Source organism: Rhodococcus sp. IEGM 1302 (assembly GCF_030056935.1).
Classification (GTDB): domain Bacteria; phylum Actinomycetota; class Actinomycetes; order Mycobacteriales; family Mycobacteriaceae; genus Rhodococcus_F; species Rhodococcus_F qingshengii.
Genome location: NZ_JASHKY010000008.1, coordinates 121,155 through 139,985, shown reverse-complemented (window position 1 = coordinate 139,985; position 18,831 = coordinate 121,155). Strand labels below are relative to the sequence as shown.

The 18,831-nt window shown below is 62.5% G+C and carries 19 protein-coding genes; 7 read left to right on the top strand and 12 right to left on the bottom strand.

The features are described 5' to 3' along the window. The first annotated feature begins 57 nt into the window (after positions 1-57). Entirely contained in the window at positions 58-774 is a 717-nt protein-coding gene (locus QM609_RS14975) for an HAD family hydrolase (protein WP_007727677.1), read from the top strand. 7 nt (positions 775-781) lie between these two features. On the opposite strand, the gene xylB is transcribed toward QM609_RS14975, so the two are convergent. The 3 genes from xylB to QM609_RS14960 all read right to left on the bottom strand — a co-directional run bounded on the left by xylB (position 782) and on the right by QM609_RS14960 (position 2,821). Then, positions 782-2,179: a xylulokinase gene (gene xylB / locus QM609_RS14970; RefSeq protein WP_050654666.1), complete on the bottom strand. Its 1,398-nt coding sequence runs from the start codon at positions 2,177-2,179 to the stop codon at positions 782-784. A 24-nt stretch (positions 2,180-2,203) separates the two neighbouring features. Further along, positions 2,204-2,521, bottom strand: coding sequence for a WhiB family transcriptional regulator (locus QM609_RS14965; protein WP_003946343.1), 318 nt, complete (start codon positions 2,519-2,521; stop codon positions 2,204-2,206). Between the two features lie 69 nt (positions 2,522-2,590). Continuing rightward, the gene (locus QM609_RS14960; protein WP_030534904.1) at positions 2,591-2,821 is read right to left on the bottom strand and encodes a DUF3263 domain-containing protein; all 231 of its coding nucleotides are present in this window, start codon (positions 2,819-2,821) and stop codon (positions 2,591-2,593) included. 194 nt (positions 2,822-3,015) lie between these two features. On the opposite strand from QM609_RS14960, the gene QM609_RS14955 reads away from it, so the two are divergent. Together QM609_RS14955 and QM609_RS14950 are read left to right on the top strand one after the other, a co-directional pair. Continuing rightward, positions 3,016-4,203, top strand: coding sequence for an ROK family transcriptional regulator (locus QM609_RS14955; RefSeq protein WP_003946405.1), 1,188 nt, complete (start codon positions 3,016-3,018; stop codon positions 4,201-4,203). 267 nt (positions 4,204-4,470) lie between these two features. Beyond that, positions 4,471-5,772: an MFS transporter gene (locus QM609_RS14950; RefSeq protein WP_050654667.1), complete on the top strand. Its 1,302-nt coding sequence runs from the start codon at positions 4,471-4,473 to the stop codon at positions 5,770-5,772. A gap of 46 nt (positions 5,773-5,818) precedes the next feature. Here QM609_RS14950 and QM609_RS14945 read toward each other — a convergent pair whose 3' ends face one another. From QM609_RS14945 to QM609_RS14905, 9 genes are all read right to left on the bottom strand, one after another. Next, the gene (locus QM609_RS14945) at positions 5,819-6,619 is read right to left on the bottom strand and encodes a crotonase/enoyl-CoA hydratase family protein (protein ID WP_042451070.1); all 801 of its coding nucleotides are present in this window, start codon (positions 6,617-6,619) and stop codon (positions 5,819-5,821) included. 65 nt (positions 6,620-6,684) lie between these two features. Further along, positions 6,685-7,665 carry an LLM class F420-dependent oxidoreductase gene (locus QM609_RS14940; RefSeq protein WP_232319115.1) on the bottom strand — a complete coding sequence of 327 codons (981 nt, stop codon included), beginning with the start codon at positions 7,663-7,665 and terminating at the stop codon, positions 6,685-6,687. Between the two features lie 4 nt (positions 7,666-7,669). Further along, positions 7,670-8,071 (bottom strand): nuclear transport factor 2 family protein, encoded by a 402-nt coding sequence (locus QM609_RS14935; protein ID WP_021345212.1) that lies wholly within the window; start codon positions 8,069-8,071, stop codon positions 7,670-7,672. After that, complete coding sequence (locus tag QM609_RS14930) at positions 8,068-9,789, bottom strand: class I adenylate-forming enzyme family protein (protein ID WP_050654668.1); 1,722 nt, start codon at positions 9,787-9,789, stop codon at positions 8,068-8,070. Before QM609_RS14930 ends, QM609_RS14935 begins: the two co-directional genes overlap by 4 nt. 13 nt (positions 9,790-9,802) lie before the next feature. After that, on the bottom strand, positions 9,803-11,086 hold the full coding sequence (locus QM609_RS14925; RefSeq protein ID WP_003939841.1) for an ABC transporter substrate-binding protein: 1,284 nt from the start codon (positions 11,084-11,086) through the stop codon (positions 9,803-9,805). A 58-nt stretch (positions 11,087-11,144) separates the two neighbouring features. Next, on the bottom strand, positions 11,145-12,233 hold the full coding sequence (locus tag QM609_RS14920; RefSeq protein WP_030534909.1) for a branched-chain amino acid ABC transporter permease: 1,089 nt from the start codon (positions 12,231-12,233) through the stop codon (positions 11,145-11,147). Beyond that, positions 12,230-13,126 (bottom strand): branched-chain amino acid ABC transporter permease, encoded by an 897-nt coding sequence (locus QM609_RS14915; protein WP_003940241.1) that lies wholly within the window; start codon positions 13,124-13,126, stop codon positions 12,230-12,232. Before QM609_RS14915 ends, QM609_RS14920 begins: the two co-directional genes overlap by 4 nt. A 3-nt stretch (positions 13,127-13,129) precedes the next feature. After that, on the bottom strand, positions 13,130-13,843 hold the full coding sequence (locus tag QM609_RS14910) for an ABC transporter ATP-binding protein (protein WP_003939931.1): 714 nt from the start codon (positions 13,841-13,843) through the stop codon (positions 13,130-13,132). Next, positions 13,840-14,643: an ABC transporter ATP-binding protein gene (locus QM609_RS14905; RefSeq protein ID WP_076948407.1), complete on the bottom strand. Its 804-nt coding sequence runs from the start codon at positions 14,641-14,643 to the stop codon at positions 13,840-13,842. The genes QM609_RS14910 and QM609_RS14905 overlap by 4 nt, the downstream gene beginning before the upstream one ends. Before the next feature lie 114 nt (positions 14,644-14,757). On the opposite strand from QM609_RS14905, the gene QM609_RS14900 reads away from it, so the two are divergent. Genes QM609_RS14900 through QM609_RS14885 form a run of 4 tightly spaced genes read left to right on the top strand, consistent with a single transcriptional unit; the run spans position 14,758 to position 18,804 of the window. Next, a complete protein-coding gene (locus QM609_RS14900) occupies positions 14,758-15,345 on the top strand; it encodes a nuclear transport factor 2 family protein (protein WP_050654670.1) in 588 nt (195 codons plus the stop codon). Further along, the gene (locus QM609_RS14895; RefSeq protein WP_042451076.1) at positions 15,342-16,112 is read left to right on the top strand and encodes an SDR family oxidoreductase; all 771 of its coding nucleotides are present in this window, start codon (positions 15,342-15,344) and stop codon (positions 16,110-16,112) included. Before QM609_RS14900 ends, QM609_RS14895 begins: the two co-directional genes overlap by 4 nt. Further along, positions 16,109-17,164, top strand: coding sequence for an NAD(P)H-dependent amine dehydrogenase family protein (locus QM609_RS14890; RefSeq protein WP_050654671.1), 1,056 nt, complete (start codon positions 16,109-16,111; stop codon positions 17,162-17,164). The genes QM609_RS14895 and QM609_RS14890 overlap by 4 nt, the downstream gene beginning before the upstream one ends. Next, a complete protein-coding gene (locus QM609_RS14885) occupies positions 17,161-18,804 on the top strand; it encodes a long-chain-fatty-acid--CoA ligase (RefSeq protein WP_083744997.1) in 1,644 nt (547 codons plus the stop codon). Before QM609_RS14890 ends, QM609_RS14885 begins: the two co-directional genes overlap by 4 nt. Positions 18,805-18,831 lie beyond the last annotated feature (27 nt).

Sequence of the window (18,831 nt, the reverse complement as noted above, 5' to 3'; positions counted from 1 at the left end):
TACGCGTGCACTGGCTCACATCACGCATCGGAAAGCGGACGCCGATAACCTGTCGAGGTGAACACTGACAGCACGGCCCATCAAGACGGACATATCGCCGCGACGCTGTTCGATTTCTCCGGAACCCTCTTCCGTTTGGAGGAGAGCGACGATTGGACCGAGCACCTCGTCGATCACCAAGGCGATCCGCTCGACGTGCACGCTCAAGCCGAGCTGATGCGTCGGATGACCGCGCCGGTGGGCAGAACCGTGGAGATGGACGAAGCGGGGATCTACGCGTGGGAGAACCGCGACCGGGATCCGAAGTTGCATCGTCAGGCTTACCTCGACGTGTTGAGTAAGTCCGGGGTGCCCGATCCGGTTCGGGCCGAAGCTTTCTACGCCCTGCTGGTCGATCCGGATCAGTGGTCGCCGTACCCGGATACCGGCGAGGTCCTGAAGTCACTGTCGGAGAAGGGCATACGCACTGCCGTCTTGAGCAACATCGCCTTCGACATCCGTCCGGCGTTCGCCGACCGCGGCTGGGACGTCTGGGTCGACGAGTTCGTTCTCTCGTTCGAGGTGGGTGCAGTCAAGCCCGAACCGGCGATCTTCGAGTACGCCCTCGCACAACTCGATGTGGATGCGGCGCAGACTCTGATGGTCGGTGACAGCGACATCGCCGACGGCGCTGCCCGTGACGTCGGTTGCCAGTTCGCACTCGTCGATCCCCTGCCGACGACCGAACGCCCGCACGCGCTACTCGACGCAGTGCGGAAGTTCGGGCTTCTGTAGGGAGCGCTCAGACACCTTCGGTGAGTTCGCGCAACGACGCGTAGCGCTCGCGCACGTGGGGAGCTGGTTCGGCGTCGAATCGTCGCTCTTCCGGTTTCGGCCACACCGGCGGCTGCGTGTCCCCGGACAGTGCCCATGCTGCTTGCCTGCATGCCCCTTCGGCGACGTACTCACCCGGAGCAGGGATCACGACCGGCACTCCGAGAATTGCCGGCGCGATCTCACAGAGAGCAAGCGACTTCGCTCCGCCTCCCACGAGGAGAACTCGCTTCACCTCGACGCCTTGACGAACCAGGTCGTCGACGCCGTCGGCCAAGCCGCACAGGAGCCCTTCGATTGCGGCTCGTGCAAAGTGCGCAGGCGTCGAGTTCTGCAGCCGGAATCCGTGCATGGCCCCCGTGGCGTCAGGGCGGTTGGGCGTCCGTTCACCCTCGAAGTACGGAATCATGACCAGCCCGTCGTTTCCGAGGGGCGCCGTCGACGCCAACCGCGACAGTTCGGCGTGATCGACACCGAGAATGGACGCCGTCGCATCAAGAATGCGCGCGCCGTTGAGAGTGCACACCAGCGGCAAGTGCAGGCCGGTTGCGTCCGCGAATCCTGCCACGTTCCCGCCGGGATCATGCGTGGGGGTGGCCGATACAGCCGAGACGACGCCGGATGTTCCGATCGAGATGATCACGTCACCGGGAACTGCCCCCAAACCCAGTGCGGCTGCGGCATTGTCACCGGTGCCAGGCCCGACAATACCTCCGGAACGTGTACTTCCGATCTTTTCGTTCGGCGATGCAACTCGGGGAACATGCGGGGTTCGACCGCGAAATGCCAACGCCAGCAAATCTTTACGATATTCGCGCGTCGAGGCAGCATAATAGCCGGTTCCACTGGCGTCGCCCGCGTCGGTGGCAAGCTCCTCGATTGAGCCGGACCCACCCAACTTCCAGGACAACCAGTCATGCGGAAGACACACCGCGGCAGTGCGATCGGCGTTGCCGGGTTCGTGATCTGCGAGCCATCGAAGCTTGCTTGCCGTGACCGCGGCGACCGGAACTACACCAACTGCGTCGGCCCACGCCTTGGGTCCGCCGAGCTCTTCGACCAGATCGGTCGCAGCCTTCGCCGAGCGAGTGTCGTTCCACAGCAACGCCGGTCTGACGACCTCGCCGCCACTGTCCAGACACACCATGCCGTGCTGTTGAGCTCCGACCGATACGGCTGCGACGTCGCCGAGCCCACCCGCTGCGGCGATTGCACTGTCCATCGCCTCGAGCCAGCATGCCGGATCTATCTCGGTACCGACGGGATGCGCCGCCCGCCCTTCTCGTACCAGCTCTCCCGAATCGGCATCACGGACAATGACTTTGCACGACTGGGTAGACGAATCGATACCGGCTACGAGGGCCACACTGGCGTCCTTTCCGAAGGACCGTCAGCTCGCGTTGGCGACCGCGGGCATCCGGTTGCTGCGCTTACGCAGCGATCGCACATATTCTGCGCGCTCGGTCTCCGTCATTCCACCCCAGATGCCGTACGGCTCGTGGACGGAGAGTGCGTGTTCGCGGCACTGCTGGAGTACAGGGCACGTCGCGCAGACCTTCTTGGCGTTGCGTTCACGGTTCTCGCGGGCGTGTCCACGCTCGCCGTCCGGATGGAAGTACACCGCGGAATCGTGCCCGCGGCACGCTCCCTGCAGCTGCCAGTCCCACACTTCGGCGGTCGGGTACGGCATCGGAAGGTGCTTGTGCATGATGGCGACCTCAATTCCTTACTCGGGTGACACGGATTCGGGTGACTCTGGGCTGACGCCGGGTCGGACTTATCGACGCCTGACCGATTGGCCGAGTCGATGTGCACAGACCGTTGCGAGTTCGCCGGTGACCGGCGGAGTCAGCGCTACGACGCCGTCGTCGAGAATTGCCTGCAGCCTGCGGAAATACTCGTCCGGGGCGAGACCGAAGGTTACAAAGATCTCTTCGTCAGGTCCACCGTCGAACTGCTGCCACTTACGTGCGAACTCGACGATCTCTTGTGTATCGGTGCGGCTCATCAGGTTCTCCCCTGTTTGTGCGCCCTGCTTCACAGAAACTGCGACTCGTCTCCTCGGACGCCCGTGGCAGTGAGTCAAGACACAGACTATGCCTACTTCTGCTTTTTCACAAGACCTACTTACGTCTTTTTGTGGACAAAGTATGCGAACTTTCGCACGCTGAAGTTACCGACGAGGAATGCTTGAATAGGACAATGACCCGACCGTCCACGACTCCGGCTACCGCGGGAGAGGTATTCACGCTGATACGCAGCGGTTCCGCGACCACGCGCAGCGAGATCGGGAAGCTCACCGGCCTGTCCAGGACGGCGGTATCGGCCAGGGTTGCAGCACTTCAATCGCTTGGTTTGATCGCCGATGACGACGAGGGCCCGTCGACGGGCGGCCGGCCGCCGTCCACTCTCACCTTCGCGAACTCGTCCGGCGTGGTTCTCGTCGTGGCCATCGGTCGATCGCGGGCACAACTTGCCGTCACCGACCTGGCGGGCACGATCCTCGCGGCAGAAGACATCGACAAGTCGGTCGGGGTCGGCCCCGACGAACTGATGCCCGAAATTGCCGAGCATCTTTCGTCACTACTGGCCCAGGTCCACCGCGCGTCTACCGAGGTCATCGGAATCGGACTGAGCATTCCCGGAACGGTCGACGTCGCCGCGGGAGCAAGCCTCGACTCTCCGATGATGGCGGGATGGGACGGAGTCGCGCTTGCCCCCTATCTGGCATCGGTGACCACGGCTCCGCTGTTCGCGGACAACGATGCCAACGTGATGGCTCTGGCCGAATTGAGCGAGCGACGCGAGAGTGCGCCCAACCTCCTGATGATCAAGGCGTCAACCGGCCTCGGCGCAGGAATCGTCATGGGCGGAGTCCTCCAACGCGGTTCACTCGGAGCGTCCGGCGAGATCGGGCATACCAAAACCGCTGCAGCGCGGGGCATGAAGTGTCGCTGCGGCGACGTCGGCTGCGTCGAAACTGTCGCCAGCGGTTGGGCTCTCGTGCACGCCCTCCGAGATCAGGGCCGAAGCGTCGGTCACGTGCGTGATGTCGTCCGCCTCGCCCTGGACGGCGACAGCGAAGCCCGCCGGCTCATCAGAAGCAGCGGCCGACTGATCGGCGACGTCATTTCCGGCGCGGTCAATCTCCTCAATCCCGAGGTCCTGATCATCGGCGGCGACATGGCCGAGGCGGACGAACTCTTCCTCGCCGGGCTTCGGGAGTCCGTCTACGGCAACGCAACGGCGCTTGCCACCCGAAAGCTTCAGATCGCTTCGGTCAGCCACGGCGCACAATCCGGCATCCTCGGTTGTGCGGTTCTCGTCCTCGACCATCTGCTCAGCGCCAGGGAAATCGATCTGCGGATCGCGGCGTCACTCCACACGTGAGTCGCTGACTTCTCGCACGCTCCGCATCAAACAATCAGACTTTTCCGGCATCGCTTGTGTTGACGCTCACACTTCTGCATAATTCATTACCTACCGATCATTCGGTTGTCGATATCGACGATGAGATCGCGCAGGAACGCTCCGAGTCAGCCAAAAGCATGCACCGAGCACACCGGCAACGTCGCAGATCGAACAGCGTTTCTCCCCTGTTCCGACTTCGCAGTTTCACCGTGTCGGTGAACCACGTGACTGGCAGAAAGTAGCTCGATGACCACAACCAGAACTGGCACCAAGCCCGCCGCGAAGGAATACGACCGCGCCGCGATGGCGTCGATGGTCGGCACCACCGTCGAGTGGTACGACTTCTTCATCTACGCCCAAGCTGCAGCCCTGATCTTTGCCGACCTGTTCTTCAAGCCGATGGGCTCGGCAGGCCAGATCGTCTCCTACGTCACGGTCGGCATCAGCTTTGTCTTCCGTCCTCTCGGTGCCATCGTGGCCGGCTATCTCGGCGACAGACTCGGCCGCAAACGTGTCCTGGTCGCGACGTTGGCGATGATGGGTGCCGCGACGGTTCTCATCGGCGTGCTGCCGACGTATGCATCGATCGGAATCTGGGCACCGATCCTGTTGATCCTGCTTCGCGTCGTCCAAGGATTCTCGACGGGCGGCGAATGGGGCGGGGCCGCTCTTCTTGCCGTCGAACACGCACCCACCAGGCGTCGAGGATTCTTCGGAGCGTTCGTACAGATGGGAGTACCGCTCGGAATGTTGCTCGCCACCGGCGTTTTGGCACTGTGCACGTTCACCCTCACGGACGAACAGTTCACCACCTGGGGATGGCGAGTGCCGTTCCTGCTCAGCGTCGTGTTGATCGGCGTCGGCTTCTACATTCGAAGCAAGGTCAGCGAGTCACCCGTATTCGCCGAACTCAAGGAACGCCGCACCGAGAGCAACACGCCTATCCGAACTCTGTTCAAGAAACACCCGAAGCAGGTCGTACTCGCGGCGCTGTCCTTCATCGGCACAAACGGCAACGGCTACATGGTGATCGGCGGATTCATCGTCGCGTACGCAACCAAGACCTATGGCCTGGGTAAGACCGAACTACTGATTGCCACGCTCGCAAGTGCCGTCACGTGGGGCGTTTTCACCATGATCGGCGCCTACTGGTCGGATCGACGCGGCCGCACCACGGTGATGAACGTGGGCAACCTCGCAATGGTCCTCTTCGCGGTGCCGTTCTTCCTCCTCATCGACACCGGGAATCTCGGCTGGATCTACGTGGCGATGATCCTGTTCTCGGTCGGACTCGGGCTGTCGTACGGACCTCAACCCGCGTTGTTCGCCGAACTGTTCCCGGCTTCGATCCGTTACAGCGGTGCGTCGATCTCCTACGCGGTAGGCACCATCTTCGGCGGCGCCTTTGCTCCCACCGTCGCACAGTGGCTCCTCGGCAAGACCGGTGGCACCCTTGCCATCTCGATATACCTCGCCCTGCTGGCCGCGGTCTCGTTCGTCGCCACGATGCTCATCAAGGATCGATCAGGACGAGACCTGATGGTGTAATCGACCTGAATGTGGACGCCCAACGGCGTCGCGATGCCGGAGTTTGTCAGCCGAACTTTCGAAAGGCGAACTCCGGCAACTTCTTCGCAGCATTCGCTGTGCGCACGATCTTGTGGTTCTTGCCTCGCATCAGCGCCAGTTGGATCCGCGATTCGATCCAGAACGCGCCGCGAGGCGAGCGGTTCCAGGTCTTGTGCAGCAACGTCTTCGTCGCTGCGACGGCGTCCGGCGAGCGAACCGCGATCTGCGACAGCAGTTCCTGCGCCGGCTTGATCGGATTGTCGCTGACTCCGCTCACGAACCCCCACTCGAGAGCCTGATTTCCGTCGAACAGTTCAGCAGTCATGGCGAGGCGTTTCACGACGTCCATTGCCGCGAGTTCGCGCATCGTGACCGTTCCGGTCATGTCGGGGATCAATCCCCACTTCGCCTCCATCACCGAGAACGTGCAATCGGGGGTGGTGAATCGAAAGTCTGCGGCGAGCGCCAATTGCAGTCCCCCACCGAAGCAGTGCCCGTGAACGACCGCGATGACCGGCACGGGCAATTCGCGCCACACCCAGCACGCGCGTTGAAAGAGGTTGGTCTTCTGACCGGGAAATTTCGCGAAGGCCTTCGCCATGCGCCTCGGTTGCTTACCCGCAGAGGCGAAGTCCAACCCGGCCGAGAACGCGTCACCCGCGCCTTGAAGAATCACGCCCCGGATCGAACGATCAGCTTCGATAGTTCGAGCGGCGTCCACCAGGGCGTCGAGCATGTCCAGATCGAGACCGTTGAGTTTCTCCGGTCGGCTGAGCGTCACGTACGCCACCGACTGCACTACCTCGACACGAACGCGATCACTCACGGCTACTCCTTCGGTTAGACATACCCCCGACGAACTTACCTGAGAGTAAGTTCGTCGGGGGTCCGTCATGCCATCTCCGCAAGAAGTTCCATGGTCACTTTGCCGGCAGGATCCGAATCAGTGGATGAAGGCACGGCCACGACGGAGTCCACTCCCGCCGCTCGGTACGCCTCGAGTTGCTCGCGGGCATCGGCCGGAGTCCCGACGATTCCCACCGTTGCCACCATCGCGTCCGAGACCTGGCTCAAGAGCTCGCGCGGCGCGGCCCCGGCCCTGGCTGCCTCGATCACATCAGCGAAGCCCGCGCGGACGAACATGTCCGAGTACCCCGGAGCAGCCAGATACGGTACGAGCCCGCGTCGAAGTTGATCGATCGACACCTGTGACGGTCCATTCTCGGCGACGGCAGCCGGTGCCCACACCGACACGAAAGGCATGCCGGTTTCCAACTCGGCAGCGATTTCCTTGCACCGTGTGATCAGGCGCCCCGCTTGCTCCGGGCTGACCAGATTGAGCACCAGTTCGTCGCCCAACTCCACCGCGGCCCGAAGCGCCTTGTCCCCGAATGCCGCAACGATCAGCCGCCCACCTGGCGGCTGAAGTCGCAGCCGATATCCGCTGGTCCGCATCACCGTTCCGGCGACTTCGCCCCGTTCACCGTCCATCAGCGCTCGTACACCGCGGGCGGACTCCGCGAGCGCCCGAGCTGCCCCGGACCTGCTTCGTCCATGCCATTTTTCGACCACGACAGTGCTGGACGTACCCAAGGCGATCGACACGTGGCGCCCGGTGAGATCGGCCACCGACGCCGCCCCGATCGCGATCATCGCCGGATCACGAACCGTCACCGCGAGTGGGCCGACCACCAGTTCGGAGTACTCGAAGCCGACGCCGACCGACGTCGCCAGCGCAAAGGCGTCGTACGTCGCCATCTCCCCCACCCACACTCGGCCGAACCCCAGTTTGTCGGCGAGGCGCGCGGTAGTGGTCACCTCCCGCGGCGGACGGTCCTGCCACAACCCCAGGGAGATGTCGATGGTCGGCAAACCTCTACTCGAAGTCGGAGACAAGACCCATTCCCTCCAACAGTGTCGGACGGTCGTAGTACTCGAGCCACTCGGTGATCCGTCCGTCTGCCATGCTGAGGATTCCGACAACAGGAACGACGCCATGGGTACCGTCGAAGTGGAAGTCGTCCACTCGCTGTACAAATACCCTTCCGTCGATCACGCCGAGAGACTCGATCTTCAGGGTGATCCGTTCACACTTGCTTGCCAGTAACGCAATTCGGCCCGCAACGGCCTCCTTGCCGACAAGAGGTTCCTGCATGACGCTGTGGAGCACACCGTCCTCGGCGAACAAGTCGACGACGCGTGTCCAGTCCATGACGTCCCACGCCTGGAACATCTCACGCGCCAACGCAAGCTTGTCACTGTCGTTCATCACACTCATGCCACACTCTTCTGTCGAAGCTCACGCTTGAGGATCTTTCCGGTCGAATTGCGCGGCAGTTCTTTCCGAATCTCCAGCCGCTCGGGAAGTTTGTACGACGCAATGCGCTTGTCCTTCAGGAACGCGACCAGAGCGTCCAGCTCGAGTTCCGTCTCGGGCCGCAGCGTGACCACTGCTGCGACGCGCTCACCGAGTACTTCGTCGGGGTCGCCGATGACGGCCACATCCGCAACGGCCGGATGCTCGGCGATCAATCCCTCCAGTTCGGCTGGGGCGATGTTCATTCCGCCGCGGATCACGAGGTCCTTCCCCCGGTCCAGGTAGCGGAGAAACTGCCCGTGATCACCGGCAATCTCGAAGATGTCTCCGGTGCAGAGGAATCCGCGTTCGTCGAACGGAGACGGCCGATCGCCGAGATAGCCGGCAAAGACCGTCGGTCCGCTGATTCGCAACTCACCCGGGTGCCCGACTTCGGTGATGTCCTCACCGGTGACCACGTCGACCAAGCGCACGTCCATCCAGTCGGAGATTCTGGTGCTCCAGCGAAAGTTCTCGACACCGAAGCGGGGGAAGTACCGTGCGCGGTCGTCCGGATCCGGCATGTCCGCAGGCGAGGAGAGCAGACTGATGCCTTCGTTGGATCCGAAGAAGTTGATGACTCCGATTCCGTATCGCTCCTGCCATCCCCGGACCATCGGAGGTTGCAGTGGCACCGAACCCGAACCGATCCGAGTCAAGCTCGACAGGTCGACCGCCGCGAGCATCGACTCGTCGGCGAGCAGCATCCACAACAGCGCAGGCGGCGCTACCGTGTACGTCACGCGCTCGGCCTCGATCTGCCCGAGGAAAACTCGAAGATCGAACGGGTGGTGCTGTACCAGTACACATCCCGTGCGGAGCCACGGCAGGAACATTCCGTTGATTCCGGCCATGTTGACCATCGGGAACGGGTTCAGCAAGACGTCGCCGACGCCGATGTCGGGAGCGTCGATCGTGGCCCAGCAGATGGCCAGCCACTCGTAGTGCGAACGTGGGACCCCCTTCGGTTCGCTTTCGGTCCCGGAGGTCCAACAGATCGTCATCGCATCGTTGGGGTCGTTGGGATCTTCGGTGATTCGGACATCCAATTCACTGCGCTGTGTTTCGGTGGCCGCCCGAGGACTCAGCCCCACGACACCGGCCGGCAACTGGGCCGGAAGCTCGGATGCGGGAGCGTAGGCGAACACCGATCTCAGAGAGGCAATCCGGGATCTGATTGCAGCGATCTCCGTAGCAGGGAGTCTGTCACCAAAACTGGGTACGGTGACAAATGCTGCAAACGCCGCCTGGTTTGCCATTCCTTCCACTTCACGTTCGCGGTACTGCATGGGCAATGGCGAGACCACGATCCCCAGAGACCACGCTGCAAGGTAGACCTCGACCAATTCGACGGTATTGGGCATCTGCACGCCCAGAACATCTCCCCGGCCCAAACCCACCTCGGAGAAGCCGGCAGCGAGCGCGATGACTTCGCTCTCCAGTTGGTTCCAACTGAGGCGTCGCGGATCTCCGCCGGACAACTCGCTCCGGTTCGCCGGATCAACCACGGCAAGTTCGTCACCGCGTACCCGCACCTGCGCCCGGAACACCTGATCGATCGTCTCGTCGGACCACCACCCTTTCGAGGTGTATTCGTCCACCTTGACGCGAGGATGCAATCCCCTGTGTGCCTTGTTCATTCGCGTACTCGTTTCAGTTCTCGTAACGGCCGGAAATGTCGATCACGTCGCCTTGCTTCTCGAACGCCTGGGTAGCGGCGTTCCACTCGAACGGCTGGAATGCCAGGATTCCCAATGCATGGTCCGCGGTCATCGTGAATTTGATTCCGTCGATGAACATCGGCGGGTGGTAGTCCTGCGTTCGTGCGGCACTCATGATGCTGGCGCGTGAGAGTCCGTCGGATGACTCAGAGGCCCGAGTGAAGTTGTCCACCAACAGGTCACCGATGGCCCAGCCGTTCACGGTGTAGCTGTTGGTCGGGGAATCGGCACCGTGAGCAGCCGCACCGGCCAGGTAGTCACGTACCGCCGCGTCATCCTTGTAGAGGGCGTTGTTGGGATCCTTGAGCCACACCATCACCTGCTGCCCGTCGGCAGCATCACCTGCGGGCGCATACAGCGTCGCACCGTCGACGCAGTTCGACGGTTGAATCACGGTGTCGGGCTTCCATCCGACACGTCCGATCGCCTGGGTGATCGCGAGGCAATCGGTGGTGACACCGGCCACCACCAATACCTCGGCGCCACTGGCTTTGAGGGTCGATGCCGCCGTCTTGGGGTCGGTCAGCGCCTCTTCGGCTGCGATCTCGAAGTTCGTTCCTTCGATCGCGGACTTGAAGCCGTTGGCGATCCCTTGTCCGGACTCGGTCTGGTTCGTGGCCAAGGCAACCTTGGCGCCGCTCGGATACTTCTTCTTCAGGCTTTCGACCACTACCTCCATCTCGACGCCCGGATCCGGTAGATACTCCGTGGTCCACGGAAAGTCTTCGATCACCCGGAACTCGGGCATGCCTGCCTGCGCGAAGAGCAGTGGAACACAGGCAGTGGTCTGGTCGTCCGCGATGGCGTTCAACTGGCCTGCTCCGAACGTGCCCAGAACGTCGACCTTGTCCTTCTGAATGAACTCTCCGACATTGGCTTTGGCGCGCTCCGGGGAGAAGGCATCGTCCTTGACCACGACGTCGAGCTTGACGCCGCCGACGCCGCCGGCCGCGTTCTCGACCTCGAACCGTGCTCGCATTCCTTCGATCACGTTGCCGACCGCGTCGGCGAGCGGGCCGGACGTCGGCCCACTCCACCCCACCGTGAGTTTGTCGGTGATCGGCGCCGCGGCACCACTGGGATCGCTGCAGTCGTCGACCGATACTGCTCCGGCCGAGGTCGACGTGTTGCTCTCTGCGTCGGAGTTACCTCCGCAGGCCGAAAGGAGTAGTGCCGCAGCGGCGATGACTGCGGGAATCGTGGTCTGCCTTTTCATATCGTCCAGTTCCTTGCTGTGAGTTGAGAGAAACGAGAGTGGGCGAGGGAGACGGCGCTCAGGTGCGGGGTTCACCTTCGCGATACTTGGGATGATCTGCGGGAACCACGAGGACAAACCGTCGGAGAACGCTGTTGATCCGGCCGACGATTCCGTCCGGCATCAAGAACACGATCGCGATCAGCACCGCGCCGAACACCACTCCCGACACGGGGCCGTCGGTGACGCTTCCGGTGTAGTACGGCAGGAACACCACTGCCGTAGCCCCGACGATCGGGCCGAATTGCGTTGCGATTCCGCCCAACACCAGTCCGGTGATGAACTCGATCGACTTCATCAACGAAAAGGACTCGGGTGAGAGCGCGCCGATGTACATCGTGAACAGCGAACCTGCCAGACCGGTGATCGCGCCGGAAAGTCCGAAAGCGAGAATCTTGACCCGCGCGACGTTGATGCCGTTTGCACTCGCCGCAATCTCGTTGTCGCGCACCGCAACCATTGCCAGACCGAATCGACTCTTGACGAGATTGCGGATCAGGAGCATGACCACTGCCAGCGTCACTACCGAAACCCAGAAGATCCAGAGATAGGTGTCCGCGCGGGTCAAACCCGTCCATTTCGGCGGGACCAGAAGATTCGCACGAACGACCATGCCGGCCGCGCCACCGGTGAGATCCCCGGTCTTGCGGATCACTTCGGGAAACGCCACAGCGACGGCGAGGGTAACGAGGGCCAGATACAGCCCTTTGATCCGCAAGGAGGGAAGCCCGACGAGAAGTCCTAGTACGAAACACAATACAACTGCCATCGGGATTGTGGTCAACGGCGAGTATCCGCGATCGACGATCAGAACGCCGGTCGTGTACGCGCCGAGGCCGAAGAAGGCAGAATGGCCGATCGACAGAAGTCCGGTGTACCCGCTGACGATATTCAGTCCGGCGATGGCAATCGCGATGATGAAGACACTCGTGAACTGCCCTACGCGAAACGGCGCGCTCTGCGACACGAGGAGCAGGGCACAGACGGCAGCCACCAGCAGAACCAGTTGGAGTATCCGGTACGACGTCGATCCGGCAACCACCACGCGCGGCTGCCTGACTGCCTTTTCGGCGACCGCGGGTTCATTTCTCTCGGCAAGCGTCGTCATACCCGCTCCAGTTTCTTGGTACCGAACAGTCCATTGGGTCTGACGAAGAGGATCACCACGATGATCAGTAGCGCGGATGTCTGCTGCAGCGAACCGCCGATGACCGAAATGTAGCCGCTGAGCATCGATTCCAGAACACCGATCGTCAACCCACCCACAACTGCGCCGACAAGACTGTCCAGACCGCCGAACAGCGCTGCCGCAGATGCTGCGATGAAGATCGGGAACATGGTCGTGAGGCCGAGTTGTTGCGGCGAGAGCGGAGTGACCAGGACACCGGCCAGTGCGCCGATCGCTGCCGCAACACCCCAGCCGATTGCGAGTATCCGGCTGGTCGGAACTCCGGCGAGAGTGGCAGATTCGGCATTGTCCGCGACGGCACGCATGTGCAGACCGACTCTCGTCTTGCGAAAGAGCAAGGACATCAACACAAGTAGGACAACGAGCGCAACCAGTACGCCCAGTGCGTCGCCGTACACGCGCGCGCCGCCCACCGAGATGTAGTCGGTGGGACCGTTGGGAAACGGGCTCGGCATGATCTTCGTTTCGCTCCCCCACAACATTCCGGCCAACGAGTTGAGCCCGGTGAACAATCCCAGTGCCACTATCAGCACTGCCATGTCACTTCTACGTTGAACCGGCCGGATGAGCAGACGCTCCATCAACGCCCCGAGCAGGAAGCCGAGAGCGAGAGCCGCTCCGATCGCGGCCCAGATCGGCCAGGACATCGTTGTGAGCCACCACGCCACGAAGGTTGTGAACAGGGCCAACTCGCCCTGAGCGAAGTTGATCGTGCCGGTGGCACGGAACACCACCACGAGTGCCAGCGCGAGAATTGCGTAGATCGATCCGTTGGTCAATCCGGAGATGAGTCGTTCGAGAAAGAGTGTCACCGTTTACTCCTGGTACCCGAGATAGGCGCTGCGCACGACGTCGTCGGAACGAAATTCCTCGGGCGTGCCGGCAGCGACGATGGTGCCTACGTCGAGCAGGAAGACCTTCGACGCGAGTTTCATCGCGAGATCGGCATTCTGTTCCACGATCAGCAGTGCAGTTCCGTCGCTCCGGTTGATCGCACCGAGCGTGTCGAACAATTCGGCGATGACGATGGGCGCCAGACCCAGGCTCGGTTCGTCGCACAAAAGAAGGGTGGGACGGCTCATCAATGCCCGCGCGACCGCGAGCATCTGCTGTTCACCGCCTGACAGCGAACCTGCCAACTGTGTGGACCTCCTCGCGAGCACCGGAAATGTCTCACACCACCGCTCGATGTCGGCCTCGATCTCCGCCTTGTCGTTGCGAAGCGCAGCGCCGACGAGCAGGTTGTCACGTACCGACAGTTGACCGAGAGTTCCACGGCCCTGTGGGACAAGGCTGACGCCGGCGGCCACGGCGCGTTCAGGTTTGGATCCGAGCGGCGAACCGTTGAAGGTGATCGTTCCCTGGTGCGGAATCAATCCGGCAAGCGCGCGCATCATGGTGGTCTTGCCGGCACCGTTCGCGCCGAGAACAACAGCGACCCCGCCGGGTTCCACGTCGAGCGACACCCCGTGCAGTACATTGCCTCGCCCGTAACCGGCATGCAGATCGTCGACGCTCAGCAGGCTCATGCCGCTCGCCCCAGATAGGCATTGATCACGGCGTCGTTCTGCTGGATCTCCGCCGGAGTACCTTCAGCGATCTTGTGGCCGAAGTTCAGTGCGACAACGTGATCGGAGATACCCAGCACCAATCCCATGTGGTGTTCGACCAGAAGCGCTCCGAAGCCGAAGTCGTCGCGGAGCGAGACGATCAGTTCTCCCAACTCCTTGACTTCGCTGTGTGTGAGCCCGCCGGCGGGCTCGTCGAGCAGAAGCAGCGAAGGCTCGGACATCAATGCTCGTGCCAGTTCGACGCGCTTGAGTGTTCCGAACGGAAGGCCTGCTGCCGGCGCGTTCGCGACGTCGACGAGTTCGAGGCGTTCGAGCAGGTACCAGGCCTTCTCTCGCAGTTCTCGGACTCGGGCGCGCGCTGGAGGCCAGCCGAGAAGCCCGCTCGCCAGTCCGAAGCGGCCCCGAGACGATCCGCCGACCATGGTGTTGTCGAAGACGCTCATGCCGCTGAACAGTGCGAGATTCTGGAAGGTCCGAGCGATCCCTGCAGATGCCAATGCATAGGGCCGCAATCCCAAGAGGTCGGTTCCTTGCCAGGTGATGACACCGCGACTCGGTTCGTAAATCCTTGTGATGCAGTTGAACAGCGTGGTCTTACCAGCGCCGTTCGGCCCGATGAGTCCGCAGATCTGGCCGGCGTGGACGTCGAAGCCGACGTCGTCGAGAGCCGTGACTCCGCCGAATTCGATCGATACATCGGAGAGCGTGAGTACGACCGGGCCATTCGCAGGTTGTGCGGGTGGTGTGTTTCCAAGCATTGGTTTCACCTCCTCGTGACACTTCAATTAACAGTGTGATAGAGATTACTACAGTAAACAGAGGCACTCCGTCAACGTGCGGCCCCCGATCCGGAGCCGAGAAGGGACATCATCGTGAGGTCCAACAACATTCACGCAGTCGACAGCGGCGGGGGCCCAGACGTCAGGGACTACAGCCGGGTCGACGCTCTCGTCGCCAAGCAGGAAATCTACGAGGTTCTGGCTCGTTTCCTCCGAGCTGCCGATCGCGGAGACGTCGAGGACGCCAGGTGGTGTTATCTACCCGGCGCAACCGAAGACCACGGGGGTGTCTTCACCGGCACCGCCGACGACTACATCGACCACATCGCCGGGGCCATCACTCACCCACGGTCACTGACGACCCACGCAATGACCAACGTCCTGATCGAACTCGACGGGGCCACAGCACACGTCGAGTCCTACGTGCTTGCCTTCGCGCGAATCAAGCACTCGGACGGCATAGCCGACACACTCACCGCGGCGCGCCTGATCGACCGCTTCGGCTACGAGGACGGCAGGTGGGGAATCCGCCACCGCGCACTGCGGTGGGACTGGAACCACGACATGGCCACAGCCGAAGGCTGGATCTTCGGGATGCTCGCGCCTGAAACGTCTTTGAAGAAGAGCAAGAAATTTCCCGACGACCTCATCTACACACGGCAGACACAGGAGCACTCATGACAAGGTTTCGCGGAACGCCGATAGAGGGCGCGACTGTCCTCGTCACCGGCGCCAATCGAGGGCTCGGCTTGGCCTTCGTCCAACAGGCGAAGTCGATGGGTGCCGCCAAAATTTATGCAGGGGTGAGAAATCCCGACGAGGCGCCCGCCGAGCTGCGATCCACCGGAGCACACATCGTCGAACTCGACGTGACCGATCCAGGACTCGTCGATGCAGCGGCCAGGGCGTGCGGTGACACCACAGTGGTCGTCAACAATGCCGGACTGTTCACCGGGAATCGGTTGATCGAGGCCGACGACCAAGCGGCTGCGCGAGCCGAGATGGAGGTCAACTACTTCGGGCCTCTGACGATGATCCGCGCCTTCGCGCCGGTACTCGCCGCCCGCGGCGGAGGATCGATAGTCAACGTCCTGTCGGTGGCCGCAATCGCTCCGACCGCCTTCATGGGTGGCTATTCACCGGCCAAGGCGGCTGCTCTGTCGCTCGGCGGCATCGCTCGCGCCGAACTCGAACCGCACGGCATCACCGTCACGTCGTTGATCGTCGGCAGCGTCGATACCCGCATGGCGTCACATGTTCAGGGCCACAAGGAAAATCCTCTGGACATCGCCGCGACCGGACTCGCCGCCACGCAACGCGGTGAGTGGACGTGCGACACAGATTTCATGGCAATCGATGCCCGTGCGCGTCTGGCACGCGACCCGATTCGGTACGAACGCGGTCTGGGCAAGCTCCTCTTCGCCGGCGAACTGACCACTCGATCATGAGCGATCCGATTCGTGTTGCCCAGTGGGCGACCGGTGCCATCGGCAAGACAGCGCTACGCGGAATCATCGATCGTCCCGACCTGGAGTTGGTCGGCCTGTACGTGTACAGCGACGCCAAGGCGGGTCGAGACGCCGGTGACATCGCCAGACGAGCACCGACGGGGGTGATCGCTACACGCGACGTGGACGAGATCATCCGCTCGCGCCCACAGGTTCTCATCCACAGTCCGCGGTTGCAGATTCCGTACGAACGCCACGACGACGATCTGTGCCGTCTGCTTCGCGCCGGGATCAACGTGATCACGACGGCCGGGCAGCACTTCCCCCGCGCACACGGCACCGAACGCGAGCACATGTTCGCCCAAGCATGCAAGGAAGGCGATTCGACGCTCTTCGGGGTCGGCGTGAGCCCAGGTGTCATCGGCGAGCGATTGGCGTTGGCGCTGACGGGAACATCGATCGAACTCGACCGAATTACGATCGACGAGGTGCTCGACGCTCGCGGCATGCCTGACCCCGACTTCGCGTTCACCGTCATGGGAATGGGTTCGCCCCCGGAGGAACTGGACGGAACCGGGCCGTTGCCCTCGCTGTACGCGTCGCTGTACCTCGAGACCATCGCGTTCATGTGCGAGCGCCTGGGCGTCACCTACGACGAGGTCGTGTCCGATCACAGGGTCGTTCCGGCACGTACGGATCTCGACGTCGCCGCCGGACGCATCGCCGCGGGAACCGTCGGAACCACCGAATGGCGCTGGCACGCAATGGTCGACGGAAAGCAGTTCCTCACCCTCGCCATCATCTGGACCATGGAACCTGATCGCGACGAATACGCGGGACGGGACCAATGGGAAGTCCACCTCTTCGGCAAACCCGAGATCGTGATGACCGTCAACCTGGTCGAACCACAAGATCCGAACAGTCGCACGACAGCCGGTCAGTTCATCACTGCAGGCCCGGCACTACGCGCCGTCGAGCATGTACTCGCTGCTCCCGCCGGCATTTTCGAACCCCCTGTCTTTGCCCCCTTCAGATTGGAGCATTCAGCATGACAACTCAGCCGACGGCCGTAGGTTCGACTGCCGCCCGTGAACCTGCCACCCGTGAACCTGCCGTCCGTGAACCTTCCGTGAACGCGCTCCTGCCCGACGGTCGCCCCGTGCAGAATCTGGAAGACTTGCTGCGCAGCCGGGCGATTGCCAGTCCGGAGAGCACCGCCGTCATCTCCGATGACGGGCGTACCAGTTTCCGCGAACTCGACATCGAAACAAATCGTGTCGCGAATGCACTTCTGCGCGATGGTGTTCGACCCGGCGACCGGGTGGCGTACATCGGGGCCAATGCACCGTCTTTCCTCTCCGTCCTGTACGGATCTTCGAAGATGGGCTCGATTCTGACGGCCGTCAACAATCGGCTGGCACCGGGCGAGGTCGACTACATCCTGAGCAACAGCGAGCCGACCGTCGTCGTACTCGGAGCAGGCGATGAGGGCCTCTCCGACGTCGCCGCGGCGGTCGGTAGCGTCCGTACCGTCGTCACGGTGGACGGTTCCGGAAACTCGATCTCGTGGAACGACTGGCTTTCCGGTGTCGGCGACGACGATCCGGGGTCGTCGCGCCGCCCCGACGACACAGCGCTGATCTTCTACTCGTCGGGAACCACCGGTCACCCCAAGGGAATCGAACTCACCGGCGCCAACCTCGGCCGCGCCCTCGCCACCATGTATCACCTGCTCGATCTCGACACCGACTCCGTGGCTATGTGCCCGGTTCCGTTCTTCCATGTGGCCGGACTGGGTCTCGCCCTGGTCACGACGCTCGGCGGTGGCGCTCTACTGCTCGAGACCATCGCCGGACCTCTCGAACTCGTCGCGCTGATGCAGGAGTACAAAGTCACGCATGCGGTCGCCGTTCCCGCGGTGATCAGCGTCCTGACCTCCCTTCCGGCTGTGCGCGAGGCAGATTGGAGTGCCCTGCAGTTCCTGGTCTACGGAGCCGCGCCGATGCCACTGCCCCTGTTGCAAGACGCGACCGAGGTCTTCGGGTGTAGTTTCCTGCAGGCATACGGACTCACCGAGTCGACCGGCGGCGTCACCATGCTGACCCCGGAAGATCATCGGGCGACCGACGAGTCGACCGCGCATCGGTTGAAGTCCGTCGGGCAGCCGATGTTCGGAGTGCCCATCCGCATAGTCGATCCCGTGACGCTCGAAGACGTCCCGGTCGGTAACCGCGGCGAGGTCGTCATCGGCGGCGCTCACGTCATGAAGCGTTACTGGCGTAACGAAGCAGCCACTGCGGCCACCATGTTGGACGGTGACTGGCTTCGCACCGGAGACGGCGGATCGTTCGACGAGGACGGCTATCTCTACCTCCACGACCGCCTCAAGGACATGATCGTCTCCGGCGGTGAGAACGTCTATCCGGCCGAGGTGGAGAGTGTTCTCTCCGGGCACCCCGGCATCCGCGAGGTCGCGGTAGTCGGCGTTCACTCCGATCGGTGGGGTGAGACTCCCCTTGCCGTGGTCGTTCGAGCTGCTGATTCGGATGCAACCGAAGCGGAGATCATCGAGTGGTCACGCGAGCGACTGGCTCACTTCAAGTGCCCCAGTGCAGTTCGGTTCATCGAGGAGCTGCCACGCAACGCTAGCGGGAAGCTGCTCAAGACTCGTTTGCGACAGGACTTCGCTTGAGTCCATGACACGAATTCGGGGCCGGTC